This window comes from Parahaliea mediterranea (genome assembly GCF_017255185.1).
GTDB lineage: Bacteria > Pseudomonadota > Gammaproteobacteria > Pseudomonadales > Halieaceae > JAFKCZ01.
Genome location: NZ_JAFKCZ010000011.1, coordinates 1 through 25,724, shown reverse-complemented (window position 1 = coordinate 25,724; position 25,724 = coordinate 1). Strand labels below are relative to the sequence as shown.

The 25,724-nt window shown below is 66.1% G+C and carries 19 protein-coding genes; 12 read left to right on the top strand and 7 right to left on the bottom strand.

The window, feature by feature from the left end:
- Positions 1–11: 11 nt before the first annotated feature.
- The 7 genes from JYP50_RS15110 to JYP50_RS15080 all read left to right on the top strand — a co-directional run bounded on the left by JYP50_RS15110 (position 12) and on the right by JYP50_RS15080 (position 10,106).
- Positions 12–1,646 carry an acyl-CoA carboxylase subunit beta gene (locus JYP50_RS15110; RefSeq protein ID WP_206561389.1) on the top strand — a complete coding sequence of 545 codons (1,635 nt, stop codon included), beginning with the start codon at positions 12–14 and terminating at the stop codon, positions 1,644–1,646.
- A gap of 14 nt (positions 1,647–1,660) precedes the next feature.
- Positions 1,661–3,664: an acetyl/propionyl/methylcrotonyl-CoA carboxylase subunit alpha gene (locus JYP50_RS15105; protein WP_206561388.1), complete on the top strand. Its 2,004-nt coding sequence runs from the start codon at positions 1,661–1,663 to the stop codon at positions 3,662–3,664.
- A gap of 45 nt (positions 3,665–3,709) precedes the next feature.
- Entirely contained in the window at positions 3,710–4,429 is a 720-nt protein-coding gene (locus JYP50_RS15100) for a dienelactone hydrolase family protein (protein WP_206561387.1), read from the top strand.
- A 12-nt stretch (positions 4,430–4,441) separates the two neighbouring features.
- Positions 4,442–5,056, top strand: a complete 615-nt coding sequence (gene maiA, locus JYP50_RS15095) for a maleylacetoacetate isomerase (RefSeq protein ID WP_206561386.1) — start codon at positions 4,442–4,444, stop codon at positions 5,054–5,056.
- Between the two features lie 26 nt (positions 5,057–5,082).
- Positions 5,083–6,594, top strand: a complete 1,512-nt coding sequence (locus tag JYP50_RS15090) for an acetyl-CoA acetyltransferase (protein ID WP_206561385.1) — start codon at positions 5,083–5,085, stop codon at positions 6,592–6,594.
- A 128-nt stretch (positions 6,595–6,722) separates the two neighbouring features.
- A complete protein-coding gene (locus tag JYP50_RS15085) occupies positions 6,723–7,931 on the top strand; it encodes an acetyl-CoA C-acetyltransferase (protein WP_206561384.1) in 1,209 nt (402 codons plus the stop codon).
- Between the two features lie 27 nt (positions 7,932–7,958).
- Positions 7,959–10,106 carry a 3-hydroxyacyl-CoA dehydrogenase NAD-binding domain-containing protein gene (locus tag JYP50_RS15080; protein ID WP_206561383.1) on the top strand — a complete coding sequence of 716 codons (2,148 nt, stop codon included), beginning with the start codon at positions 7,959–7,961 and terminating at the stop codon, positions 10,104–10,106.
- Between the two features lie 2 nt (positions 10,107–10,108).
- On the opposite strand, the gene JYP50_RS15075 is transcribed toward JYP50_RS15080, so the two are convergent.
- The 4 genes from JYP50_RS15075 to JYP50_RS15060 all read right to left on the bottom strand — a co-directional run bounded on the left by JYP50_RS15075 (position 10,109) and on the right by JYP50_RS15060 (position 14,357).
- Positions 10,109–11,419, bottom strand: a complete 1,311-nt coding sequence (locus tag JYP50_RS15075; RefSeq protein ID WP_206561382.1) for an NAD(P)/FAD-dependent oxidoreductase — start codon at positions 11,417–11,419, stop codon at positions 10,109–10,111.
- Positions 11,420–11,524: 105 nt separating this feature from the next.
- Positions 11,525–12,880, bottom strand: a complete 1,356-nt coding sequence (locus JYP50_RS15070) for a pyridoxal-dependent decarboxylase (protein ID WP_206561381.1) — start codon at positions 12,878–12,880, stop codon at positions 11,525–11,527.
- Between the two features lie 170 nt (positions 12,881–13,050).
- Positions 13,051–14,130, bottom strand: coding sequence for a saccharopine dehydrogenase family protein (locus JYP50_RS15065; RefSeq protein WP_241263187.1), 1,080 nt, complete (start codon positions 14,128–14,130; stop codon positions 13,051–13,053).
- 65 nt (positions 14,131–14,195) lie between these two features.
- Positions 14,196–14,357 carry a hypothetical protein gene (locus tag JYP50_RS15060; RefSeq protein WP_206561380.1) on the bottom strand — a complete coding sequence of 54 codons (162 nt, stop codon included), beginning with the start codon at positions 14,355–14,357 and terminating at the stop codon, positions 14,196–14,198.
- A 599-nt stretch (positions 14,358–14,956) separates the two neighbouring features.
- Between JYP50_RS15060 and ltrA the strand changes: the two genes are divergently transcribed.
- Positions 14,957–16,279, top strand: a complete 1,323-nt coding sequence (gene ltrA / locus JYP50_RS15055; RefSeq protein ID WP_206561379.1) for a group II intron reverse transcriptase/maturase — start codon at positions 14,957–14,959, stop codon at positions 16,277–16,279.
- Between the two features lie 172 nt (positions 16,280–16,451).
- On the opposite strand, the gene JYP50_RS15050 is transcribed toward ltrA, so the two are convergent.
- Both JYP50_RS15050 and JYP50_RS15045 read right to left on the bottom strand, forming a co-directional pair.
- On the bottom strand, positions 16,452–16,751 hold the full coding sequence (locus tag JYP50_RS15050) for a hypothetical protein (protein WP_206561378.1): 300 nt from the start codon (positions 16,749–16,751) through the stop codon (positions 16,452–16,454).
- Positions 16,748–17,971 carry a serine hydrolase domain-containing protein gene (locus JYP50_RS15045; protein WP_206561377.1) on the bottom strand — a complete coding sequence of 408 codons (1,224 nt, stop codon included), beginning with the start codon at positions 17,969–17,971 and terminating at the stop codon, positions 16,748–16,750. The genes JYP50_RS15050 and JYP50_RS15045 overlap by 4 nt, the downstream gene beginning before the upstream one ends.
- A gap of 167 nt (positions 17,972–18,138) precedes the next feature.
- Between JYP50_RS15045 and JYP50_RS15040 the strand changes: the two genes are divergently transcribed.
- Together JYP50_RS15040 and JYP50_RS15035 are read left to right on the top strand one after the other, a co-directional pair.
- Positions 18,139–19,002 (top strand): bifunctional transcriptional activator/DNA repair enzyme AdaA, encoded by an 864-nt coding sequence (locus JYP50_RS15040; RefSeq protein WP_206561376.1) that lies wholly within the window; start codon positions 18,139–18,141, stop codon positions 19,000–19,002.
- Complete coding sequence (locus JYP50_RS15035) at positions 18,999–19,712, top strand: 2OG-Fe(II) oxygenase (protein WP_206561375.1); 714 nt, start codon at positions 18,999–19,001, stop codon at positions 19,710–19,712. The genes JYP50_RS15040 and JYP50_RS15035 overlap by 4 nt, the downstream gene beginning before the upstream one ends.
- Positions 19,713–19,722: 10 nt before the next feature.
- On the opposite strand, the gene putA is transcribed toward JYP50_RS15035, so the two are convergent.
- A complete protein-coding gene (gene putA, locus JYP50_RS15030; protein ID WP_206561374.1) occupies positions 19,723–23,478 on the bottom strand; it encodes a bifunctional proline dehydrogenase/L-glutamate gamma-semialdehyde dehydrogenase PutA in 3,756 nt (1,251 codons plus the stop codon).
- A gap of 155 nt (positions 23,479–23,633) precedes the next feature.
- Between putA and JYP50_RS15025 the strand changes: the two genes are divergently transcribed.
- Positions 23,634–24,122 (top strand): winged helix-turn-helix transcriptional regulator, encoded by a 489-nt coding sequence (locus JYP50_RS15025; protein WP_206561373.1) that lies wholly within the window; start codon positions 23,634–23,636, stop codon positions 24,120–24,122.
- A 106-nt stretch (positions 24,123–24,228) separates the two neighbouring features.
- Positions 24,229–25,506, top strand: a complete 1,278-nt coding sequence (locus JYP50_RS15020) for a DUF819 domain-containing protein (protein WP_206561372.1) — start codon at positions 24,229–24,231, stop codon at positions 25,504–25,506.
- The last annotated feature ends 218 nt before the right edge of the window (positions 25,507–25,724 follow it).

The window sequence follows — 25,724 nt, the reverse complement described above, 5'->3', positions numbered from 1 at the left end:
GTAATATCGCCATGACCCAATCCGCCCCCGTCTTCCATAGCCGGGTCAATACCGGCTCCGAGGCCTTTGACGGCAACCGCGCCGACATGCAGGCGCTGGTCGACAAACTCAACGGCCTCTGCGCCCGTGCCGCGGCGCTGTCCGACCGGGCGCGCCCGCGCTTCGACAAGCGCGGGCAACTGCTGCCCCGGGAGCGCCTGGGGCGCCTGCTGGATCCGGGCGCGCCCTTCCTGGAGCTGTGCAACCTCACCGGCTACCTGGTGGATACCGACGATCCCGAATCCTCCGTGCCCGGCAGCAACGCGATCTGCGGTATCGGCTACGTCAGCGGCGTGCGCTGCATGGTGGTGGTGGATGACTCCGGTATCAACGCCGGCGCCATGACCGCCTTCTCCAGCAGGAAAGTCATGCGCTGCATGGATATCGCCCTCGACAAGAAGCTGCCCTTCGTGCACCTGGTGGAGAGCGCCGGCGCCGACCTGTTCAAGTACCAGGTGGAGATGTGGATGGATGGCGGCGGGGTTTTCGCCCGCCTGGCACGCCTCAGCGCCGCGGGTATTCCCACGGTGACCGTGCTCCACGGCCTGTCGGTGGCCGGGGGGGCTTACATGCCCGGGCTGAGCGACTACGTCATCGGCGTCCGGGACAACGGCATGGCTGCCCTGGCGGGCCCGGCCCTGCTCAAGGCCGCCACCGGGGAAGTGGCCGAAAACGGTCCCCTCGGCGGCGCCGCGATGCACGCCGCGACCTCCGGGCTGGTGGAGTACCTCGCCGAGGACGACGGGCACGCGCTGGCGATCTGCCGCGACGTGGTGGCGAGCCTGGGCTGGAACCGGCACTGCCCGCAGGCCCCGGACGGTGATTTCGAGGAACCGCGCTACAGCCCCGATGAGTTATTGGGCGTGGTGCCCGCGGACTACCGGCAGCCCTACGACGCGCGCGAGGTGGTGGCCCGGCTGGTCGACGGTTCGCGGTTCCTGGATTTCAAGCCGGCCTATGGCGTGTCCATGGTTTGCCTGCAGGCGTCGATTTACGGCATGCCGGTTGGCATCCTGTGCAACAACGGCCCCATTGACCCCGATGGCGCCACCAAGGCGGCGCAGTTTATCCAGCTCTGCGACCAGGCGGGCACGCCGCTGCTGTTTTTGCAGAACATCACCGGTTACATGGTCGGCACCGCCTACGAGCAGGCGGGCATGATCAAGCACGGATCGAAAATGATCCAGGCGGTGACCAACGCCCGCGTGCCGCGCCTCACCCTGATGATCGGCGCCAGTTTCGGCGCCGGCAACTACGGTATGTGCGGCCAGGGTTACGACCCGGATTTCGTGTTCAGCTGGCCCAATACCCAGATTGGCGTGATGGGCGGCGAGCAGGCCGCGAACACCATGTCGGAGGTGCTGCGCGCGGGCGCGGCGCGCAAGGGTGTCGAGGTCGACGAAGCGGAACTGAAAGCCCGGGAGCAGGCGGTCATCGGCCACTACGACCGGCAGTCGGACGCCTTTTACACCTCGGGCCGCATGCTGGACGATGGCCTGATCGACCCACGGGATTCGCGCACCGTGCTCGGCATTCTGCTGCAAATCTGCCGGGAGGCGCGCGACCGCGGCACCCACCCCAACACCTTCGGCGTCGGCCGCATGTAACTGGAGGCATCTCGATGCAAAGCACCACTTCTTTCGACAGCATTCTGGTTGCCAACCGCGGCGAAATCGCGGTGCGGGTGATTCGCACCGCGCGCGAGCTGGGCTACCGCACCGTGGCGGTGTACTCCGAGGCGGATGCCGGCGCGCCCCACGTGGCCCTGGCGGACGAGGCGATACTGATCGGCCCGCCGGCGGTGAAGGATTCCTATCTCGATCCCGCGCGCATCCTCGAGGCCGCCCGTCGCGGCGGCGCCGGCGCGATCCACCCCGGCTACGGTTTCCTGTCCGAGAATGCGGATTTCGCCCGCGCCTGTACCGGGGCCGGCCTGGTGTTTATCGGCCCCTCGGCGGCGGCCATCGACGCCATGGGCAACAAGGCGGCGGCCAAGCGCCTGATGCTGGAGGCCGGCGTGCCCTGTATTCCCGGCTACCAGTCCCCGCGGCAGGACGACGAGGCCCTGCTGGCGGCGGCGGTGGAAATTGGCGCGCCCTTGATGGTCAAGGCCGCCGCCGGCGGCGGCGGGCGCGGCATGCGCCTGGTGGAGCACCTGGACGCACTGCCGGGGGCCCTGGCCGCGGCCCGCTCGGAGGCGGAGAATGCCTTCGGTTCCGGTGAGTTGATCCTGGAAAAGGCGGTGTTGAAGCCGCGCCATGTGGAGATCCAGGTGTTCGGTGACAGCCACGGCAATGTGATCCACCTCGGCGAGCGCGACTGCTCGGTGCAGCGGCGCCACCAGAAAGTGGTGGAGGAGGCGCCCTGCCCGGTGCTGACGCCGGCCCAGCGCGAGGCCATGGGCCGCGCCGCGGTGGATGCGGCCCGCGCCATCAACTATGTCGGCGCGGGTACCGTGGAATTCCTGCTCGATACTGGCGGCGAGTTCTATTTCCTGGAAATGAACACCCGTCTGCAGGTGGAGCACCCGGTGACCGAGGCGGTCACCGGCCTGGACCTGGTGGCCTTGCAGCTGCACATCGCCAGCGGCGCGCCACTGCCGTTGTCCCAGGAAGAGGTGGCGCTGGCGGGGCACGCTATCGAGGTGCGCCTCTATGCCGAGGACTGCGAGAACGATTTCCTGCCGGCGGCGGGTACCGCGCTGCGCTGGCAGCCCCCGGAAGGTGCGGGCATTCGCGTGGATCACGGCTTGCGCGAGGGACAGGCGGTGCCGCCGTACTACGACCCGATGATCGCCAAGATCATCGCCTGCGGTCCGGACCGGGAAAGCGCCCGGCGGCGCCTGGTGCGTGCGCTGGAGCAGACCGTGTTGTTCGGCGTGGCCAACAACCGGGCGTTTCTGTTGGACGTGCTGGAGCGCGGTGATTTCGTCGCCGGGGCGGCCACCACGGACTTTATTACCGAGCAGTTTCCAGGAGGCTACCGACCGCCGTCGCCGGAGCGCGAGCACCTGCTGTTGGCGGCCTGCCTGCAGTACCGGCAGGCGGCGCGGGAGGCGGGGCCGGGGCGCGACAGCGCCCGCTTCGCCGGTTGGAGCGGCACACGGGAAGTGGCCGCGCACTTTCGCTATGCCACCGACGCGGGCGGCGAGGGCGAGGGGCTCACCGATATCCGTGTCAGGGAAACCCGGCCTGGTTATTATCTCGTGCAACTGGAAGCGCAAGAACACGTCCTGGAGTGGCTCGGCGGCAGCGCGCGGCGAAGCGCGCGCCTGGCAGTGGACGGTCACCAATTCGATGTCGCCTACGCCTATCCCGGCCCCGGTGAAATTGCCCTGCAGTGGCGCGGCCGCTCTGTACAGCTGTGCAATGTGCTGTCCTCCGCCCTGGCGCAGGGGGAGGGCGAGGGCAGCGGCACAGTGACCGCGCCGATGCACGGCTCGGTGCTGGCGTTGCGGATCGCGGTGGGTGACACGGTGGAGGCTGGAACCGAGTTGCTGGTGATGGAGGCGATGAAGATGGAGCACCGCCTGTGCGCGGAAGTCGCGGGGGAGGTCAGTGCGGTCATGGTCAGCGAGGGCGATCAGGTGGCCGCGGGAGACCTGTTGCTCGAAATCAGCAGCTAGCGCTGCGTATAATCGGCAGGTTGTATTCACAGACCGGAGAATTGCATGGCCATTCAGACACGCCTGGTGGAGTACCACCACGAAGACGCCACCTTTGAAGCCTATCTCGCCTGGGATGACAGCGCGCCGGGCCCCCGGCCGGGGGTCGCCATCGCCCACGCCTGGGGGGGGCGCAGCGCCTTCGAGGAGGACAAGGCCCGCGAGCTGGCGGCGCTGGGCTATGTGGCCGTGGCCCTGGACGTTTACGGCAAGGGTGTGCGGGGGAGCAGCGTGGAGGAAAACCAGGCGTTGATGGCGCCCCTGATCGAGGACCGTGCGCTGCTGCAGGCGCGGTTGCGAGCGGGCGTGGATTGCCTCGCCGGACAGGATCGGGTTGACGCCGGGCGCCTGGCCGCCATCGGCTATTGCTTCGGCGGGCTGTGCGTGCTCGATCTCGCCCGCTGCGGCGCCCCGGTGCGATCAGTGTGCAGCTTCCACGGCCTGTTCATGCCGCCGGACAACACCGCCGGCCGGCGCATCGACGCCAGCGTGCTGTGCCTGCACGGCTACGACGACCCGATGGCCCAGCCCGACAGTGTATTGGCGCTGGCCAGCGAAATGACCGCCGCCGGCGCCGATTGGCAGGTACACGCCTACGGCAACACCGTGCACGCCTTCAGCAACCCCGCCGCCGACGATCCCGAAAGCGGCGTGCTCTACAGTGAGGTGGCCGATCGCCGCTCGTGGCAGGCCATGCGGAATTTCCTGGAAGAAACACTGGCCTAGGGGGGAAGGGCGATGCAGCTTTACGACTACCATCGATCCTCCGCCGCTTACCGGGTGCGTATTGCGCTGAACCTCAAGGGGCTCGATTACGAGCGCCTTCCGGTCAATCTGGTCGCGGGGGAACAGCGCTCCGGGGACTACACCGCCCTCAACCCCCAGGGCCTGGTGCCGGCGCTGGTGGCGGACGACGGACAGGTGCTCACCCAGTCCCTGGCGATCCTGGAGTGGCTGGAGGAGTGCCGCCCCGAGCCGGCGCTGCTGCCGGTGGCGCCGGGCGACCGGGCCCGGGTGCGCGGGATGATGTACCTCATCGGCTGCGACATCCACCCGCTGAACAACTTGCGCGTGCTCAAGCACCTGACCGGGGACCTGGGGGTCGATGAGGACGCCAAGCTGGCCTGGTACCACCACTGGCTGGCCCTGGGCTTCGCCGCCCTGGAACAGCAGGTGGCGGGGGAGCGCTACTGTTTCGGTGACCGCGTCACCCTGGCCGATGCCTGCCTGGTGCCGCAGATGTACAACGCCCGCCGCTTCGAGCTGGACCTGGCGCCCTATCCGCGGCTGGTGGCCATCAGCGCTCACCTGGAACAGTTGCCCGCCTTCGCCGCGGCCGCGCCCGACCTTTAACTCCCATAGCAGACAAGGAAAACCACATGGCGGACAACCGGCCCGTGCTGATCGGTATCGCGCAGCAGACCTGGCGCGAGCGCGACGTGCAGCGCACCCCCCTGGACGCCCTGGCCGAGGTGGCCACTGCGGCCCTCGACGATGCCGGTTGTGCGAACCTGCTGCGCGACATCGACGCCCTGGCTTCGGTCCCCTTCCTGGCCAACCAGGTGCCGGGCCTGGCGGAGCTGATGCCAGCCAATCCGGGCGCCGCGCTGTGCCGGCGCCTGGGCCTGAAGGCGCGGACCTACTCCACGGAAGTGGGCGGCAACACGCCCCAGTTGCTGGTCAACCACTTTGCCGACACCTTGGCCCGGGGCGAGCATCGCGCGGTGCTGCTGTGCGGCGGCGAGGTTTTCGCCACACTCTCGGGTGCGCTGAAAAATGGTGAGGATCTGTCCGCCTGGCCGGACGGCGGCGACACGCCGGCGGTGCTGCTCGGGGATGACCGCCCGCCCTGTAGCGAGGCCGAAAGAGCCCACGGCCTGTTCGAACCGGTCAATACCTACCCCCTGTTCGAGAGCGCCCTGCGCCACGCCAACGGCTGGTCCGACAGTGAACACCGGCGGCGCCTGGGGGGCATGATCGCGCGCCTGAGCGAAGTGGCCGAGGGCAACCCACATGCCTGGCGTCGCCAGCGCTGGAGCGCGGAGGCGGCGCTGGACACCGCCGACGGCAACCGCATGATCAGCTACCCCTATACCCGGGTGATGAATTCCGTCCTCGCGGTGGACATGGCCGCGGCGGTGGTGATGACCACCGCCGGCCATGCCCGGGCGCTCGGCATCGATCCGTCGCGGCTGGTGTACCTGCGCGGCGGCGCCGACGCCGTGGACATCTGGAACGTCAGCGAGCGGCCGCTGCTGCATCGCTCTCCCGGCATTCGCGCCGCCGCCACCGAAGTGCTCGCCCAGGCCGGCCTGGAGATCAATGCGGTGGACCTGTTCGATATCTACAGCTGCTTTCCGTCCGCGGTGCAGGTGGCCTGCGAGGCCCTGGGTATCGCCGTCGACGACCCCCGGGGCGTCAGCGTGACCGGCGGCATGATGCTGTTCGGCGGGCCCGGCAATAATTACTCGATGCACGGTATCGCCGAAATGGCGGCGAGGTTGCGCGCCGGCACCGGACGCCATGGCCTGGTGACCGCCAATGGCAATTACCTCACCAAGCACGCCCTGGGCCTGTATTCCACCGAGCCGGGGGCGGAGCCCTGGCCGGCGCCCGGTCGCGGGAACCCGCGGGCGCGACTGGACTCCCCGACACCGCTGGCGGTGGACCCGGCGCCCCGCGGCACGGGCACCGTTGAGGCTTTCACCGTTAGTTACCAGGGCGAGGAGCCGGTGCGCGGTATCGCACTGGGGCGCATGCCCGATGGCCGCCGCTTCCTGGCCAACACCGAGGCCGACCCGGCGATGCTGAGCGGCCTGGAGGGAGAGGATATGGTGGGCGTCACCGGCCGGGTGACCCCGGGCGAGCCAGTCAACCACATCGCCTTCTGACCGACTTCTTTGAGCCCGGGCGCCGGGCTGTCACCTCCGGTCAATTTTTTTAACCCTTGGCATCATTGAGTCCGGCGCGCCGGACTCGCAACATGTCCCTCCCGACCAAGCCAGAAGGTTGAATGACCATGTCCAACACAGCGTATATCTACGATGCCGTGCGCACGCCCCGCAGCAAGGGCAAGCGCGATGGCACCCTGCACGAAGTCAAGCCGGTGGATCTCGGCGCCGGGCTGCTGCGCGCCCTGCAGGCGCGCCACGACCTGGACACCGCCTATGTGGACGATGTGGTCATGGGTTGCGTGACCCCGGTGGGGGAACAGGGCTCCGACGTCGCCAAAATGATCGTGCAAAACGCCGACTGGGATGAGTCGGTGGCCGGCGTGCAGCTCGACCGCTTCTGCGCCTCGGGCCTTGAGGCGGTGAACATCGCCGCGCAAAAGGTGGCCTCCGGCTGGGAGGACCTGGTGGTCGCGGGTGGCGTGGAGTGCATGTCGCGGGTACCCATGGGGTCCAACGGCGGCGCCATGGGCGGCGACCCGGCCTTTAGCATGAAGACTGGCTTTGTACCCCAGGGCATTGGCGCCGACACCATCGCCACCCTGGAGGGCTGGTCCCGCGAGGACGTGGACGCCTACGCCCTGGCTTCCCAGCAGCGCGCCGCCCACGCCCGGGACAGCGGCTACTTCGACCGTTCGGTGGTTCCGGTCAAAGACAAGAACGGCCTGACCATTCTGGAAAAAGATGATTTCATCAAGCCCGACACCACCCTGGAAGCACTGGCGGGCCTGAGGGCTTCCTTCGAAATCCCCGGCCAGATGGGTTTCGATGACGTGATCCTGGCCAAGTACACCACCCTCGAGCGCATCAACCACGTGCATACCCCGGGCAATTCCTCGGGCATCGTGGACGGCTCCAGCGCGGTGCTGATCGGCAGCGAACAGGCCGGCAAGGACCTGGGCCTGACGCCCCGCGGCCGCATCGTGGCCACGGCGGTGCTGTCCACCGACCCGATCATCATGCTCACCGGCCCCGGGCCGGCGGCGGAAAAATGCCTGCGCAAGGCCGGGCTGTCCAAGTCCGACATCGACCTGTGGGAAATCAACGAGGCCTTCGCCTCGGTGGCCATGCGCTATATGAAGGACCTGGGCATCGATCACGAGGTGACCAACGTCAACGGCGGCGCCATTGCCATGGGTCATCCGCTCGGCGCCACCGGCGCGATGCTGGTCAGCACCATGCTGGACGAGCTGGAGCGGCGCGGTCTCAAGCGCGCCATGCTGTCCCTGTGCGTGGGCGGCGGTATGGGCATTTCCACCATTATCGAGCGCGTTTAACCCGCCGGCAGACAGAGGGAACAGACAATGAGTGTATTCAAGTACGACAAAGACGCCGACGGCATCGTCACCATCACCATGGACATGACCGGCCCGGTCAACGCCATGAACCAGGAGTACCGCGACGCGATGGGCGAGACGGTCGAGCGCCTGGAGCAGGAAGCCGGCCTGGCCGGGGTGGTCTTTGCCTCCGCCAAGAAGGTGTTTTTCGCCGGTGGCGACCTCAACGACCTGCTGTCGGTGCAGAAGGGCGACGAGGATCGCTTCATGGCCTTGCTGGAGGACACCAAGGAACAGTTGCGGCGTTTGGAAAAACTGCCGGTGCCGGTGGCCGCGGCGATCAACGGCCCGGCCATGGGCGGCGGTTTCGAAATTTGCCTGGCCTGTAACCACCGCGTGGCCTGGGACGACAAGTCGGTCCAGGTGGGCCTGCCCGAGGTGACCCTGGGCCTGCTGCCCGGCGGTGGCGGCGTGGTGCGCATGGTCAACCTGCTGGGCCTGGAAAAAGCCATGCCCTACCTGCTGGAGGGCACCCGGGTGTCCGCGGCGGCGGCGAGGGAGCAGGGCCTGGTGCACGAGTTGGTGGCCACCCGCGAGGAACTGGTGCCGGCGGCCAAGGCCTGGATTCTGGCGCAGAAGGATAATCCCGAGGCCGCGGTTCAGCCCTGGGACCGCAAGGGTCACAAAATTCCCGGCGGCAACGCTAGCCACCCGGCGGTCGCGCAACTTATCACCATTGCCCCGGCGATGCTGCGCAAGAAAACCCGGGGCCTGCTGCCGGCGCCGGAGCAGATACTGGATTGCGCGGTGGAGGCCGCGCGGCTAGACTTCGACACCGCCCTGCGCATCGAGTCCCGAGGCCTCACATACCTGGTGACCACGCCGGTGGCCAAGAACATGATCTCCACGTTCTTCTTTGGCATGAACCGCCTGAACGGCGGCGCGAGCCGGCCCGGGGCAGTCGAGCCCACAGCGGTGAAGAAGGTCGGCGTGCTGGGCGCGGGCATGATGGGGCAGGGCATTGCCTACGTTTCGGCCATGGCCGGTATTGAGGTGGTGCTCAAGGATATCTCCCTCGAGGCGGCACAGAAGGGCAAGGCCTACTCCGAAAGCCTGCTGGCCAAGCGCGTCGCCAAGGGCCGGATGAGCGAGGACAAAAAAGCCGGCGTGCTGGGGCTGATCAAGCCCACCGCCGACAACGCCGACCTTGAAGGCTGCGACCTGATCGTCGAGGCGGTGTTCGAGAACATCGAGCTCAAGCACCAGATCACCCTGGATACCGAGGGCTACCTGGCGGAGAACGGCGTGTGGGGCTCCAATACCTCCTCCCTGCCGATCACCCAGCTGGCCGAGGCCAGCAAGAAGCCGGAAAACTTTATCGGCATCCACTTCTTCTCCCCCGTGGACAAGATGCCCCTGGTGGAAATCATCTGCGGCGACAAGACCTCGGACGAGACCCTGGCCCGCGCCTTTGACTACGCCCGGCAGATCCGCAAGACGCCGATTGTGGTCAACGATTCCCTGGGCTTCTTCACCTCGCGCACCTTTGGCACCTATCTGGACGAAGGCGTGCGCCTGCTGAAGGAGGGTGTCCACCCGGCGCAAATCGACGCCCTGGGCAAGGCCGTGGGCATGCCCGTGGGGCCGCTGGCGGTGTACGACGAAGTGAGCCTGGAACTGACCCGCAAGGCCCAGGAGACCTGGAAGGCCATGGGCGTACTGGATGCGCACAGCGACTCCAGCGTGACCCGCGAGGTGGTCGACACCATGGTCGCGGAGCACGGCCGCGGCGGTCGCCACCACGGCGGCGGTTTCTACGAGTACGCCGCGGATGGCGGCAAGACCATCTGGCCGGGCCTGTTCGATCTCTACTACCGGGCCGATGCCAGCCTGCCGGAGTCGGACATGAAGGACCGCATGCTGTTCCGCCAGGTGATCGAGTCACTGAAATGCCTGCAGGAGGGGGTATTGCGCACGGTGGACGATGGCAACATCGGCTCCATCATGGGCATCGGCGCGCCGGCCTGGACCGGCGGCTTCATCCAGTTCGTCAACACCTACGGCGCGCAGCGCTTCGTCGATCGTTGTCGCGAACTGGCCGCTACCTACGGCGAGCGCTTCGAGCCGCCGGCGATCGCGGTGGAGAAGGCCGCCGCCGGCGAGCTGTTCAGCTGAGCTCAGTGCAACTTGAACCGCGGGCGCACGAAGTGATTGATCTTCTCGGTCAACGCAAGCAATAGCGCCCGCGGCCAGCCGTGAATCGCCGCCAGGTGCATGCGGTACAGGGACACGTAGGCCAGGCGCGCGATCTTGCCCTCCAGGTTGATGCCGCCCCGCGCGAGGCCGCCCATCAGGCGGCCGAAGGCGGTGTACTCGCTCAGGGACACCAGCGAGCCCAGGTCCTTGTAGCGGAAGGGTTGCAGGGGCTTGCCGCGGGCGCTGGCGAGGATATTGTGCGCCACGGCGCTGGCCATCTGGTGGGCGGACTGGGCCCGGGGCGGCACCCAGCCCTCGCTGCCGTCCGGGCGTGTCATCGGACAGCCGGCGCAGTCGCCGAGGGCGTAGATCGCGCCGTCGCCCTTGACCTGCAAGGTGGGTTCCACCACCAGCTGGTTGGCGCGGTTGGTTTCCAGGCCCTCGATGTCCCGCAGGAAGTCGGGGGCCTTGACCCCGGCGGCCCAGACCATCAGGTCCGCGGCAATGGCTTCCCCGCCCTTGGTTTGCAGGCCCTCCGGGCCGGCCGAGACCACGGCGGTGTTCACCATTACCCGCACGCCCAGCTTCTCCAGTTCTTCCCGGGCGCCGCTGGAAATACGCTCGCTCAAGGCCGGCAACAGGCGCGGCCCGGCCTCGACCAGGGTCACGTCGAGATGCTGGGGGGTGATGGCGGTGAGGCCGTAGGTGGAGAACCACTCCCGCGCCTTGTACAGCTCCGCGGACAGTTCGACCCCGGTGGCGCCGCCGCCGATGATGGCGACCCGCAGTTTGTGCACGCTGTCGCCGCTCTTCAGCGCCTGGTTCAGGCGGATAAAGCCGTCCACCAGCCGCCGGTGAAAGCGGTGCGCCTGTACGGGGGAATCGAGGAAAATACAGTGCTCGCCGACGCCGGAGACATTGAAGTCGTTGGACACCGAGCCGATGGCCAGCACCAGCGTGTCGTAGGGCCGTTCCCGTGCCGGCAGGACCTCCCGGCCGTCCTCGTCCAGCAGGGCGGATAGCTGCACCACCTTGCGTTCGCGATCAATGCCGTTGAGCGTGCCCAGCTCGAATTCGAAACCGTGTTTGTGCCCGTGGGCCCGGTAGGTCACCGCGTCGAGGTCGGCGTCGAGGGAGCCAGAGGCCACCTCGTGCAGCAAGGGCTTCCACACATGGGTGTGGTTGCGGTCGATCAGTACCACCTCCGCCTTGCCCTTGCGGCCCAGTTTTTTACCTAGTTTGGTCGCGAGTTCCAGTCCACCGGCGCCTCCGCCTACGATCACAATCTGCATGGGTACAGCCCTAGTAAGCAACATACCCCTGCAGTCCCGGGACCACAGGGGTATGGTGCCCGGCGCGTAAGCTATACCGCTGGCGCGCCAGATGCAACCGGGATGCTAAATGGAGGCGGTTTTCCTGTGGTCCCGCTCCAGGTCTTCCAGGAACTGGTCGAGGATGTTCCGGGTGGCGTGGGGCATCACCACGGCGTGGGCGAGGGACGGCCCCTTGTCGGTGGAGCCGGGTATGGTGGCCAGCACCCACTTTTTCCGGAGAGGCTCGGACACGGTGTTGTTGAAATAGACGGTGTTCGAGCGGGCATTGGCGATCCGCGGTTGCAAGTCCGGGAAGTGCCTCTGCATTTGCGCCTGCAGGTAGCGGGCGTCCGCCAGCACCTGCGCGGCATCGGCGGCCTGCCTTGCCAGCGCCTCGTCGGTGCAGTAGTAGTGGAACTCCGCCGGCTTCACCGCATCCCGCGAGCAGGTGATGGTGCCCGGCACGTGGGAGATGTAGGCGGGATCGTGTACCTGCTCGAAGTAGCCCCGGTACTCCTCGAAATCCCCGCGGCCGCAGATAAACAGCCCGGCGCAGGCCGGGAAGCCGAAAAACTTGTGGCAGGATACGGCGATGGAGTCGTAGCGTTTGACCGGTTTGCCGTTTTGCGTGTGGTACTGGTGCAATTCGGCGGCATGGGGCGTGGCGTGCAGGTAGCCGCCGAACAGTGCGGCGTCCAGGTGGATGTAGGCGGGCCGGTTTTTCAGGCGCGCGCGGATGCCGTCAATGTCGTCGATGCCGCCCTTGAACGTGGTGCCAATCGTCGCCACCAGCAACACCGGGGCGTCGTCGTGCGCGGCCAGCTTTTGCTCCAGGTCCGCCAGGTCCATGCCGGCGTCGGGGCCGGCGGCCACCAGCACCTCCTCCAGTCCCAGCAGGTCGCGGATGATCTGGATCGAGTAGTGGGCCTCGGGGGTGTAGTAGATCCTGGGCGCCACCCCGGTGCGCTGGTGCAGCAGGGTACGCCCGATATAGACGCCGTGCATGTTGCTGTCGGTCCCGCTGTGGGAAACAAAGCCCCAGGTGTCGCCGGCGGGAAAGCCAAAACGGCCGCCAAAGCGCCGCACCAGGTCGGCTTCCAGGGGGTGAGTCGTGTACGGGGCGTTGTCGCGAAAAGGATCGCCGACATTGTTGGTGTTGCGCACGCCGAGGTCGACCTTGCGCAACTCCTCCCGCCACTGGAGGAAGCCCGGCGGCACGGTATTCATATTGGCGGGGTAGCCCAGGAAGATGTTTGGGTCGTGTTCGCGGTAGAAGGCGCGGCGCGTGTCGAGGTAGCGCGCCTGGACCGCGTCCGGCGAGCCGGTGACAGGCGGCGGGGCGGAGCTTTCCGCCCGGGCCAGTACCGGGCGGCAGAGTGCCGCCGCCGAGCTTGTCGCGAGCAAGGTGGTGGAGCGGAGAAAGCTACGGCGGTCCAGCATCGTGCGGCCTCCCGACAGTGCCTGAGCTTTGAGCATAGGAGCCGCCGGGAGCAACGTCAAAGCCAACCGAACCGGCTCAGCGATAGGGGGGCGTCGAGATTTTCGGGGTGACTGACGTTCGTCTTCGGTACTGGGAGATGGACAGGTCTTAGTGCATGGATTTGCGGATTCTAAGTAATCTCGAGGTTTCCAGAATCGGGGAGCTGGCTCACCAAGTCGGGGCCAACCAGCGTCGATGGCGTGTACGCGCCACCCGCTGGCCGGTTTCTTATCAAATGCTCGACAATGTACAGCGAACCGGTGACGGTCAGGCTATAGCCGTTCGCGGTTCGGATGCGGGCGGTTTTCTTTTCGCCCCGCGCATTGGTGGCTTCACCCCAGACAAAGCTCGGCATTTTCTCGCGCTGTTCCCTGTCGGGCCCATTAACGGTCCTGGCGATATGCGCCTTGATCAGCTTTTGCACCGGTTGGATACCCAGTAGTGGACGGATGTAGTTGGCGCGCCTGGCACTGGTGATCAAGCGCGGAGTACCGGGAATAAACACTTCGATATTGGGTATGCCGGTGCTGTGGTAGGCGGTGGATACGTCTCCCCAGGGAATGGTCATGGCATCCTTTTCCCCGTCGCCGAAGTCGATGCGGCGAACCCGGTAGGCCAGTGGCACTGTTTCGAGCTTGCCATCGCGGCGCACCTTGCCACCCTGCGCCAGCCCTTCCACAGAGGTTTTTGCGGTGCCGGGAGAAAATCCGGAGCGCGAGTCAAAGCCCAGTGCCAGGTGAGTGGCATCGGGGAGGGCGGCTTTCAGTGCGGCCGCCACGCAGTCGGTGGGAATCACGTCGAAACCCACGCCCGGGCAGAGCACGACGCCGGCTGCACTGGCCTCGCCGTTCAATGATTGGGCCAGTTCAAAAACGGCGATTTCCCCGGTGATATCCAGATAGTGCGCCCGTGCCGCGATACAGGCTGTCATCATGGGCTCGGCGGTGGCGGAAAAGGGGCCCGCGCAGTTCAACACCAGGGAAACGCCCTGGAGGTGCCGGGCGGCCTGTTCCACGTTGTCCAGGCTAAACCCCACGGCTTCGAGGCCGAGTTCGCCCGCCAATGCCTGTGTCTTTACAAGGTTGCGCCCCGCGAGAACGGGATTGAGCCCGCGGCGCACCGCCTCCCGGGCAATGAGTTCCCCGGTGTAGCCGTAGGCACCGTAGATCATCCAAGGAGTTTGATCGGACGGCTCATTCTTCTCACTCATCATGGCGCTCCTGGCCATTACTGCCTTTTCTTGCTTAAACTCAACTTTGCCACTTTTGTTGAGTACTAGGAAAGTGGTGGCTGGCGTCGTTTTAGCAGGCCGTCCACCGCCATGCCGTAGTCCGGATGCTCGCCGGTCCAGTAGGGCTTGCAGGTATCGGCGTCCACCTCCGGCGCGATATCACCGAGCGCGTCTTCCCACGTCTCCGCGGAAAGTGCGCCAGGCAAAGCCTGGAAGAGAGGAAAGTTATGTAACGGACAATATGACGGAAATCTCTTAGAGGGACCTGGCAGGCTGGTAACCTGCCCGGCAAAGGTTGGCAACCAGCCGGAACCGAGTGTTGCGTGGTACAGGGGTGACCCTGGCTGCGAAGCGTACACAGGGAGTCCCCAGGCCGTGTGATTGAGCCCCGAAAGGAGATATATCCCGAGGCCGACGTGGTTTTCTGAGCGGAAGGCAGCATGGTCGGTGCCGCAACAGCCTGGCACGGACCACTCGGCGGGGTCGTAGAGCAGGGCATGGTGATACTGAGGTCCCCCAGGAACCTGGGAGGTCTCCCGTCCTCCTTCGTGAAGACAGCGGCGCGGGCGCCGCTTAAGTAAAAGGTCCAGGCGAGCGGTGCCGGGTGCGGCGCTGCCTCGATCCCAAACCACACGAACGCGAGGGTACATTGCCTGCAAAGGGAATGGATGGGACAGGAGAAATCGGAGTCTTCTCATAGTACCGAGGAAGTAGGCGAACGCACCCCGAGCGGAGCCTACGGAGGGAAGGGGAAGATCGGGTTAAGGTGCTTAAGGAGGGAAAGATGGCTGGAACACCGGGTCCAATGACCATCTCAACGAAACAACTTGAGCTGACACAGCGAGCAACAGAGCGAGCAGAGGGCACGCTGACGACACTGGCGCACTTCATCGATCTTGCCTGGCTACGCGAAGCGTACCGGCGGACGCGAAAAGATGGGGCCAGCGGCGTCGACGGCCAAACGGCGAGCGACTACGAGCAACGTCTGGAGGAGAACCTGTCAGCCCTGCTGGAGCGGTTCAAATCGGGTCGCTATCGAGCGCCGCCGGTCAAGCGGGTCTACATCCCCAAAGCTGACGGCAAGCGCCGTCGCCCCATCGGCATTCCCACGTTGGAAGACAAGATCCTCCAGCGGGCAGTGGTCATGCTGCTGGAGCCAATCTACGAAGTCCAGTTCTCGGACGCATCCTACGGTTTCCGCCCCGGACGCTCGGCGCACCAAGCGCTGGAGGCGGTGTGGCGGGGAACAATGGGGCACCCCAACGGCTGGCTGATTGAGTTGGATATCGAAAGCTTCTTCGATCATGTGGACCATAAGACTCTGCAAACCCTGGTGGCTCGTCGGGTGGGAGACGGTGTCGTCCGTCGCATTATCGGCAAATGGCTCAACGCGGGTGTCATGGAAGATGGCCGGTTGAGCCGCCCGGCACGGGGGACACCTCAGGGCGGGGTGATATCGCCATTACTGGCGAATATCTACCTGCACGAGGTGCTCGATCAGTGGTTTGAAGAAGACGTTCTACCGCGTCTGAAGAGCCACGGGTTCGTTGTCCGCTTTGCGGATGACGCGGTGTTGGGATTTGCCCGGGAGGACGATGCCCGGCGCGTATACGCGGTGCTGGAGAAGCGCTTTGCGAAGTTCGGCCTCAAATTACATCCTGAAAAGACGCGGCTGATCAAGTTCAAGCGGCCCGGGGGGCCGGATCACCCTCGTGGTGGACCGGGCAACTCACGGTCGTTCGACTTCTTGGGCTTTACCCACTTCTGGGCGCGTACCCGCAAGGGTGGATGGGCGGTGAAACGCAAAACGGCGAAGAACCGGTTGAGCCGCGCACTGGTGACGATCAAACAGTGGTGTCGTCGCTATCGGCACGAACCTGTGCTATGGCAGCATACTCAACTGAGTCGAAAGCTCCGCGGGCATTATGCCTACTATGGCATCACGGGAAACGGGCGGACTCTCGTTCGCTTCCGGCACGCGGTGGAACGTATCTGGCGCAACTGGCTTGCACGGCGTAGTGCTCGCGCAAAGCTGCTCTGGAGTCGTTTTAAGACTTTCCTCAAACGGTATCCACTACCACCAGCGAGGGTAATACACAGTGCGTACCCATCCCAGTCATCATCTTAACTCGAGGAGCCGGATGCGGGAGTTCCGCACGTCCGGATCTGTGGGAGCCCCGGTGGAGCAATCCCCGGGGCTACCCGACCGCCCCAGAAATGATGGGAAGTGGAAGATACTGGATCGGTCCGCTGTTCATCGGCAATTAATCAGATGATCCTTAGTATAAAGCCCTTGGCAGTCAGGGACCTGTATTTCGGTCATCACGCTCATAGCGACGTTTAAAGTCTTCAATGTCCTTCTCCTCCTGACTCAACCGCGTCACCCGCAACACCACCACCCACAACACCACCGCCGGCAACACCGCTACATAAATCGCGTATTCAATACTTCCGGAGCCCGTTGGCAATGCCCGCGCGATATCACTGATAAAGCCGGGCGAGCCGGAGTGACCGCCCCCGGCAATGCCGGAGACGATCAGGATATAGGCCGTGGTGACGAAGGCGGTGATGCCGCGGATGAGGCGCCGGTGTTGTTTCATTCACCCAGTGACTGCGCGATGTCCTGCAGGTAGTCGATATAGGCCAGCTTGTAGGCGGGGTCGAAGTTTTTCTGGTCGGCGGCGAGTTTGACGATGACCACGCGGTTTTCCGGGTGGACGTAGATGTTCTGGCCCCAGATGCCGCGCGCCAGGTAGTCGCCGTCCCAGTTGCGGGGCGTCCACCACTGGTACTGGTAGCCGGAGACGCTGGAGGAGTTGGGGTTTTCACCGGGCATCAGGTGCGGTTCGTCCGGGGTGACGGAGGCTTTCACCCAACCCTCCGGCAGGATGCGCTGGTCGCCGCGCAGGCCGTCGTTCAGGTAGAGCAGGCCGAGCTTGGCGTAGTCCCGGGCGCTGGCGGCCAGGCCGCCCATGGCCAGTTCAATGCCCTGTTCGTCCAGGGTCCACAGGCCCTTGTGTTCCATGCCGAGGGGGTGCCACAGGCGGCTGGTCATGTAGTCGGTCAGGCTCTCGCCGGTGACCCGCACCAGCAGTATGCCCAGTAGCTGGGTGTTGACGCTGGCGTAGTGATTGTAGGTGCCGGGGGCGTGTTCCCGCTCCAGCTGGTTGATGTACTCCAGGTAGGTCATCGGCGGCACCTGGGCGGTCATGCGGTTGATGTCCGACTCCGGGTCGGTGTAGGTTTCATCGAAGCGCACGCCGGAGGACATTTGCAGCACGTGCTCCACGGTCACGCCGTCGAAGGTTGGGCTGTCCAGCTCGGGCAGGTATTTGCGCAGGGGGTCGTCCAGGCTGTCGATATGACCCTCGGCAAGGGCGATGCCCAGCAGGGCGGAGGTAAAGGACTTGGCCACCGAGAAGGAGGTGTGCAGGCTGTCGCGGCTGTCGCCGTGGCGGTACTGCTCGTAGATAATCTGGCCGTCCTTGATCACCAGCAGCGCGGAAGTGTCCGACAGGGCGATGAAGTCCTCCAGGCTGGTTTCCTCGCCCAGGAAGTCGCCGCTGTAGCTGAGGGTGTCGCTGCTGTCCCCGAGCTGCCAGGGCTTGGGGGAGGGCGACATCACCGAGGTGGGCACGAAGCGCTTCATGTGGCGGAAGTTCTCGAAGCGATCCCCCGAGAACAGGGCGGTAAAGCCCGAGCCTTGTTCGTCCGATTCGGTGCCTCCAATCGTCACGCCAGCGGCCTGCGTGGTCGCGGCGCTAGCGCCGAGGGCGGTGGCCAGTATCAGGGAGGAGAGTTGTCGCGAAGGCTTGTTCATATTTGAATTCCGTTGGCTTGTTATCCCGGTTTGTCGTGCACACATAGTACTGTTGGCGGGCGGGACGGACAAACCCGCCAGGCAAGTCAGCAAGAATCGGGTCGTGTCGTCGCGGGCGCCGTTGTACCGTTGCCAGTGTCGGATCACGCAATCGCGGGAGAAGTACCATGGCGGTAACGACCAAGGCATCCAGCACCGGGCAGGCCAACTACCTGCGTATCGAGCGCGCAATTGCTTATCTGCGAGAGAACTTTCGCAATCAGTCGTCCCTGGAGGAGGTGGCGGCGGTGGTGCACCTGAGCCCCTACCACTTCCAGCGCCTGTTCACGCAGTGGGCCGGGGTCAGCCCCAAGAAGTTCATCCAGTACCTCAGCCTGCAGCACGCCAAGGACCTGTTGCGGCGGCCGTCCACCGTGTTCGAGGCCTCGGCGGAGACGGGGCTGTCGGGCACTGGCCGCCTGCACGACCTGTTCGTGCGTATCGAGGCGATGACACCGGGAGAATACAAAAGCGGCGGCGCCCGCCTGAATATCAACTACAGTATGGCCGAGAGCCCGTTTGGCAATGTGATTGTGGCGTCGACGGCCAAGGGGGTGTGCCACCTTGCCTTCGAGGCGGCGGAGCAGGATGCGCTGGAGGGGCTGCAGCGGCAGTTTCCCCGGGCCAGCCTGCGGCAGATGACCGACCGCCACCAGCAGGATGCGCTGTTCATCTTCCAGGACGACTGGCGGGAACTGGACCGGATCAAGCTGCACCTGGCGGGCACCGCCTTCCAGTTGAAGGTGTGGGAGAGCCTGTTGCGCATTCCCGCCGGCGGTCTCGCCACCTACGGGCAGGTGGCGGCGCGGATTGGCGCGCCGGGCAGTTCCCGCGCCGTGGGCCGCGCGATCGGCGGCAACCCGGTGGCCTTCCTGATTCCCTGTCACCGGGTGATCCGGAGTAGTGGGCAATTCGGCGGTTACCGCTGGGGCGGCGCGCGCAAATCGGCGATGATCGGCTGGGAATCCGCCCGGGCGGAGGGAGTGCAATGATGGACCTGGGCCGGCGAATCGAGGCAATAGACTATTCGACGGTGGCCGCTCAGCTGCACGAGCGCGGCCATGCCGTGGTCGAGGGCCTGCTGACGGCGCGGGAGTGCGCGGCCCTGGCGGGCGGTTTCGACAGCGAGCGGGGTTTTCGCAAGCAGGTGGTGATGGAGCGCCACCGCTACGGGCGCGGGCTGTACAAGTACTGGGACTACCCGCTGCCGCCGCTGGTTCAACAGCTGCGGCAGGGGCTCTACCCGCCGCTGGTGCCGGTGGCCAACCTGTGGATGGCGCAACTGGGGCTGGAGCCGCGTTTCCCGGATTCGCTGGCGGCCCTGTCCCGGGCCTGCCGCGACAGCGGCCAGTGCAAGCCGACCCCCTTGCTGCTGAGGTACGGGACCGGGGATTACAACTGCCTGCACCAGGATATCTACGGTGAGATCTACTTCCCGTTGCAGGCGGTGGTGTTCCTCGGCGAGCCGGGCAGGGACTATAGCGGCGGCGAGTTCGTGATCACCGAGCAGGCGGCGCGCGCCCAGGCGCGGGTTACCGTATTGTCACCGGGGCGCGGTGACCTGCTGGTCTTCAGCACCCGTTACCGGCCCGTTCGGGGCCGGAGGGGTTTTCACCGGGTGGCGATGAAGCACGGAGTGGCCGAGGTGCGCGGCGGCCGTCGCCACGCCATGGGGGTGATCTTCCACGACGCGGCGAGTTGAGCGCGCGACCTCAGGCCGGCATTGTCATCAGCGAGGCGTTGCCCCCCGAGGCCGTGGTGTCGATACTCACCGCTTTTTCCAGTTGCGTCTGGCGCAGCAGGGTGCGCGGGGAGACACAGCTGATCAGCGGGATGATGGCGCCGTCGCGTTCCGCCAACTTCTGCGCCACCGCGTGCAGGTGAACGCTGCGGGCGTGTACCAGTACGCCGTCGACGGACGGCGACACCAGGCCGTCGGCGGCGCTGGCCAGCGGGACCACCTGGAACACCTCCCGCGGCAGTCCCGCGGCTTCCAGCGCCAGCCCCAGCTCTCGCCATTCGCCCAGCAGGTCGTCACTGGCGAAGGCGGTGAGGGCGTTGCCGCCCACCAGCACCGAAAGGATGGCCATCAGGTATTCGCTATTGTGCCCGGGATTGTCCAGCACAATGGCCAGGCTGCCCCGGGGCTCCAGAATCAGGCTGTTGGACTCGCCGGTGGGGCCGGGCAGCTCCACCGGCTGGCCCAGGCACTCGCTGGCGAAGCGCAGCTGGTCGCGGGCCGCGCCCAGGGTGTTTTCCAGCATCAGCGGGTCGTCCGCCGCGGGACGCTCGGTGTAGCTGGCGATGAACTGGCGCAGTACCGAGGTGCGATCGTTCAGCGACTTGCCGGACCAGCTGGCCTGCGTGGCCTTTGCCGAGCGCAGCGGGGCGTCGACATTGCGGCCGCCGGATGGCAGTGGGCATTGGTCGGCGGCGTTTTCCGCCTCCTCGCCGGTGGTGACCAGGCGCGTCAGGTACTGTGGGCCGCCGGCCTTCGGGCCGGTGCCGGACAGGCCGCGGCCGCCGAAGGGCTGTACGCCGACGATGGCGCCGATCATATTGCGGTTGACGTAGATATTGCCGGCGCTGACCCGGCGGGCGGCGTCCTCGCAGGCGTCCTCGATGCGGCTGTGGATGCCGAAGGTGAGGCCGTAGCCGGTCTGGTTGATCTGCTCCATGACCGCGCGGAAATCCTCGGCGCGGTAGCGGACGACGTGCACCACGGGGCCGAACACTTCCCGCGGTAGCAGCGACAGGTTGCTGATTTCGTACAGGCGGGGCGCGAAGAAGGTGTGGTTGTCGCCCCCGGGAGTCTCGCAGGCGTGCAGCAGGCGCCCGGCGCCTTCCAGGTACTGCACGTGCTCCTCCAGTCGGGCCCGCGCTTTTGCGTCGATTACCGGGCCGATGTCGGTGTGCAGTTGGGTCGGGTCGCCCAGGCGCAGCTCGCGCATGGCGCCGCCGATCATATCAATCACCTTGTCGGCGATTTCGTCCTGTAAAAACAGGACCCGCAGCGCCGAACAGCGCTGGCCCGCGCTTTGGAAGCCGGAGGCAATGACGTCGTCCACCACCTGTTCGGGCAGCGCGGTGGAGTCGACGATCATGCAGTTCTGGCCGCCGGTTTCGCAGACCAGGGGCACCGGGGCGTCCTCCCGGGCGGCCAGGGTGCGGTACAGCCAGGCGCCGGTTTCGGTGGAGCCGGTGAACATCACCGCCTTGATGCGGGTGTCGGGAACCAGTTTTTCGCCCACCGGCGGCCCCGGTGCGATCAGCAGCTCCAGGACGTGCTCGGGCAGTCCGCACTGCCGGGCCAGTTCGATGGTGCGGCTGGCGATCAGGCTGGTCTGCTCGGCGGGCTTGGCGATCACCGTGTTGCCGGTGACCAGCGCGGCGCTGACCTGGCCCAGGAAGATGGCCAGGGGGAAGTTCCAGGGGCTGATGCACAGCACCACGCCGCGGGGCTTGAGGCCCTCGGCGGCGAAGTCCGCGCTCTCGGCGCGGGCGGCGTAGTAGCGGCAGAAATCCACCGCCTCGCGCACCTCGGCGACGCCATCGGGGATCGACTTGCCGGCCTCCTTGGCGCACAGGGCGATCAGCTCGTCGCGGTGTGCTTCCAGGGCGTCGGCGATGCGGCGCAGGATATCGGCGCGCTCACTCACCGGCCTGCCGGCCCACGCCGGGAAGGCCGTGTGGGCGCGATCCAGGGCCCCCGCGATGGCGGCGTCGTCGGCGAAGCTGACCCGGCCCACCAACTCATTGTGGTCGGCGGGGTTGCGCACCTCCACCACTTCGCCGCCGTTGCTGTAGTCCAGGGGCAGCTGTTCGAGCCAGCGATCCATGGCCTCCCGGGCCGGTTCCAGTACCAGTGGGTCGGTAAGGTCCATGCCCTCGGAGTTGCGCCGCTCGGCGCCGTAGAGGTCGGCGGGCAGGGGGATGTGGGGGTTGCGCTTGTCCTGCCAGTGGCGCACCTGCTCCACCGGGTCCTCCAACAGCGATTCCACCGGAATGTCCTCGTCCACGATGTTGTTGACGAAGGAGCTGTTGGCGCCGTTCTCCAGCAGCCGGCGCACCAGGTAGGCCAGCAGGTCGGCGTGCACGCCCACCGGGGCGTAGACCCGGCAGGGGACCTTGTCGTCGCCCACCACCTGGTCGTAGAGGGCGTCGCCCATGCCGTGCAGGCGCTGGAATTCGTAGCCGGTGCGGTCCTGGCTCATCTCCAGGATGGTGGCCACGGTGTAGGCGTTATGGGTGGCGAACTGGGGATAGAGGGTATCGCGGTAAGCCAGCAGTTTGGCGGCGCAGGCCTGGTAGGAAACGTCGGTGGAAGGCTTGCGGGAGAACACCGGGAAGTCGTGTTCACCCTCGACCTGGGCCAGCTTGATCTCGGTGTCCCAGTAGGCGCCCTTCACCAGGCGCACCATCATCTTGCGCCCGGTGCGCTGGGTCAGCGCCCGCAGCCATTCGATGACAAAGATGCCGCGCTTCTGGTAGGCCTGCACCGCGATGCCGAAGCCGGCCCAGTCGCCCAGGTCGGGGTCGCTGAACACCGCCTCGATGACGTCCAGGGAAATGTCGAGGCGGTCGGCTTCCTCGGCGTCCACGGTAAAGCCGATGTCCTTGGCCTTGGCCGCCAGCGCCAGCGCCTTCAGTTTCGGCACCAGCTCCGACATGACCCGCTCGCGCTGGGCGAACTCGTAGCGCGGGTGAATGGCCGACAGCTTCACCGAGATGCCGGGGCTGTTCACCGGGCCGCGGCCGGCGGCCGCGCGGCCGATTACCTCGATCGCGTTCACGTAGCTGGTGTAGTAGCGCTCCGCATCGCGCAGGGTGCGCGCGCCTTCGCCGAGCATGTCGTAGGAGTAGCGGTAGCCCTTGGCCTCCACTTCCCGCGCGCGCTCCACGGCGCTGTCGATGGTGGTGCCCATGACGAACTGGGTGCCCATCACCTGCATGGCGTAGCGCACCGAGGCGCGGATCACCGGCTCGCCGAGGCGGCCCATGGTCTTGCGCAGCAGGCCGAACTGCTCGCTCTTGTCCTCGTCGTTGTAGTTGACCATCTTGCCGGTGAGCAGCAGACCCCAGGCGGAGGCGTTGACAAATATGGACTCGGAGTTGCCCAGGTGCGAGCTCCAGTTGCCGTCCGCCAGCTTGTCGCGGATCAGGCGGTCGATGGTGTGCCGGTCCGGCACCCGCAGCAGGGCCTCCGCCAGGCACATCAGCACCACGCCCTCCTCGGTGGACAGGGCGTATTCCTGCAGCAGGGCGTCCACGCCGCCCTTGCCGCTCTGCTCGGCGCGGATTCGCAGCACCAGCTTGCGCGCCCGCTCCCAGGCGCGGCTGCGGGCGGCGTTGCTGATGTCGGCCAGTGGCAGCAGGTGGTCCAGCACCTGGTTTTCGTCCTTGCGCAGGAACTGGCGCATTTCGGCGCGGATGTCGTCGGTCGCCGCCAGGGAGCCTTGGTACAGCATGATGGGTGCCTCGATATTGTCTGTGGGATTGGGCAGGGTTTGGTCAGACGAAAGTGTAGTCAGTCGACCGCAGAATGAGCTGGTTTTTTTCGGCTTTTGGGGGAATAATATTTGGCGAATATGCGAGTTTACAGTGAATCATTTGGCGTTATTGTATGACTGCCAGCAAAGCAACCGTCAGGTCCCCGATCGACCGCACAGACACGCGAATCCTGGCGATCCTGCAGTCCCGGGGGCGTATTTCCAACGTCGAATTGGCGCGGCAGGTGAATCTGTCCCCCAGCCCCTGCCTGGAGCGGGTGCGCCGCCTGGAGGCGGCCGGCCTGATCCGCAGCTACGGCGCAAAACTCGATGCCGCGGCCCTGGGCTATGGCACCACGGCCTTTATCCAGGTGACGCTGGACCGCACCACCGCGGACGTCTTTGACCGCTTCCGCGACGCGGTGGTGCTGATCGACGCGGTGGCCGAGTGCCACATGGTGGCGGGGGGCTTCGACTACCTGATCAAGCTGCGGCTGGCGGACATGGAGGCCTACCGCGACGTGCTGGCCACCATCGTCGACCTGCCGGGGGTGGCCCAGACCCACACCTACGTGGTGATCGAGGCGATCAAGCAGGACGCGGGGCTGCCGCTGGCGCCCTGAGCCGCCGTTGCACGACGCCCGTTGCACGGCGCCCGTTGCACGGCGCCCACTGGCAATCCCCCGGGGCGGACGCTATTCTGCGCGGATTTGCTCGACAGGGGATACCATGGCCGACCCGCTATCCGACGCCGCCGCGCAAATGCCGCTGATTCAGGGCGACGCCGCGGTACTGGGGCTGCTGGCCCTGTGCCTGGGCCTGGTGTTCTACACCGAGAACAGCAAGCACCCGGCCTGCCAGCGCTTCTATCGCTATGTGCCCTCGCTGCTGTTGTGCTACTTGCTGCCATCGCTGCTCAACAGCGCCGGCATCATCAGCGGCGAGCACTCCAATATCTACTATGTGACCTCGCGCTTCCTGTTGCCGGCGGCCCTGGTGCTACTGACCCTGTCCATCGACCTCAACCGCATCATCGCCCTGGGGCCCAAGGCCATCATCATGTTCCTCACCGGCACGGTGGGCATCGTTGTCGGCGGGCCCATCGCGGTCATGCTGGTGGGGCTGGTGAGCCCGGAAACCGTGGGCGGGGCCGCGCCCGACGAAATCTGGCGCGGTTTGTCCACCATTGCCGGCAGCTGGATTGGCGGCGGCGCCAACCAGACCGCCATGTACGAGATGTGGCAGGTGTCGGACGAGATTTTCCCGGCGATGATCGCGGTGGATATCATCATGGCCAATATTTGGCTGGCGGTGTTGCTGGTGATGGCCGGTCGCGCCGAGGAGCTGGACGAGAAGCGCGGCGCCGACGCCTCGGCTATCTACGAGGTGCGCGATGCGGTGGAGCACTTCCACCGGCACCACGCGCGCATGCCGCTGCTGCCGGACTTCATGGCCATGCTGGCGGTAGGCCTGGGGGTCATGGGGCTGTCGCATCTGGCGGCCGACGCCATTGCGCCGTGGATCGGTGGCAACTTTCCCGCGCTCAACAAGTTCAGCCTGGGCAGCCAGTTCTTCTGGCTGGTGGTACTGGCCACCACGGCCGGGCTGGCCCTGTCATTCACCCCGGTGCGCCGGCTCGAGGCTGCGGGGGCGTCGCGGGTGGGCTCGATATTCATCTATTTCCTGGTGGCGTCCATCGGTATGAAGATGGATATCACGGCGATCGTGAATCACCCGGGGATTTTCGTGGTGGGGCTGATCTGGATCAGCATTCACGCGGTTCTGCTGCTGGTGGTGGCGCGCATCATCCGCGCGCCGACCTTCTTTATCGCGGTCGGCAGCCAGGCCAACGTGGGTGGGGCGGCCTCCGCGCCGGTGGTGGCCGCGGCTTTTCACCCCTCGCTGGCGCCGGTGGGGGTGTTGCTGGCGGTGCTGGGTTACGCCCTGGGGACCTACGCGGCGTGGCTGTGCGCGGTGCTGATGCAGCTCGCCGCGCCGGTGGGGTAATGGTCGAATGAATTCGACCCTACATGAAGGCCGGCACAAGCCCCTGTAGGGCCGAATTCATTCGGCCAATCCCGAAGCCAGCCCGCCCTGTAGGGCCGAATTCATTTAAGCGTGGGAAACCACGTCCTACGGACGTGGTCATGAGTGGCAGGCTCTGCCTGTTACGAATAGAAAGGCTCATGCTATCTCTTGAGGTTGAGTTGTGCCCACAACTGACC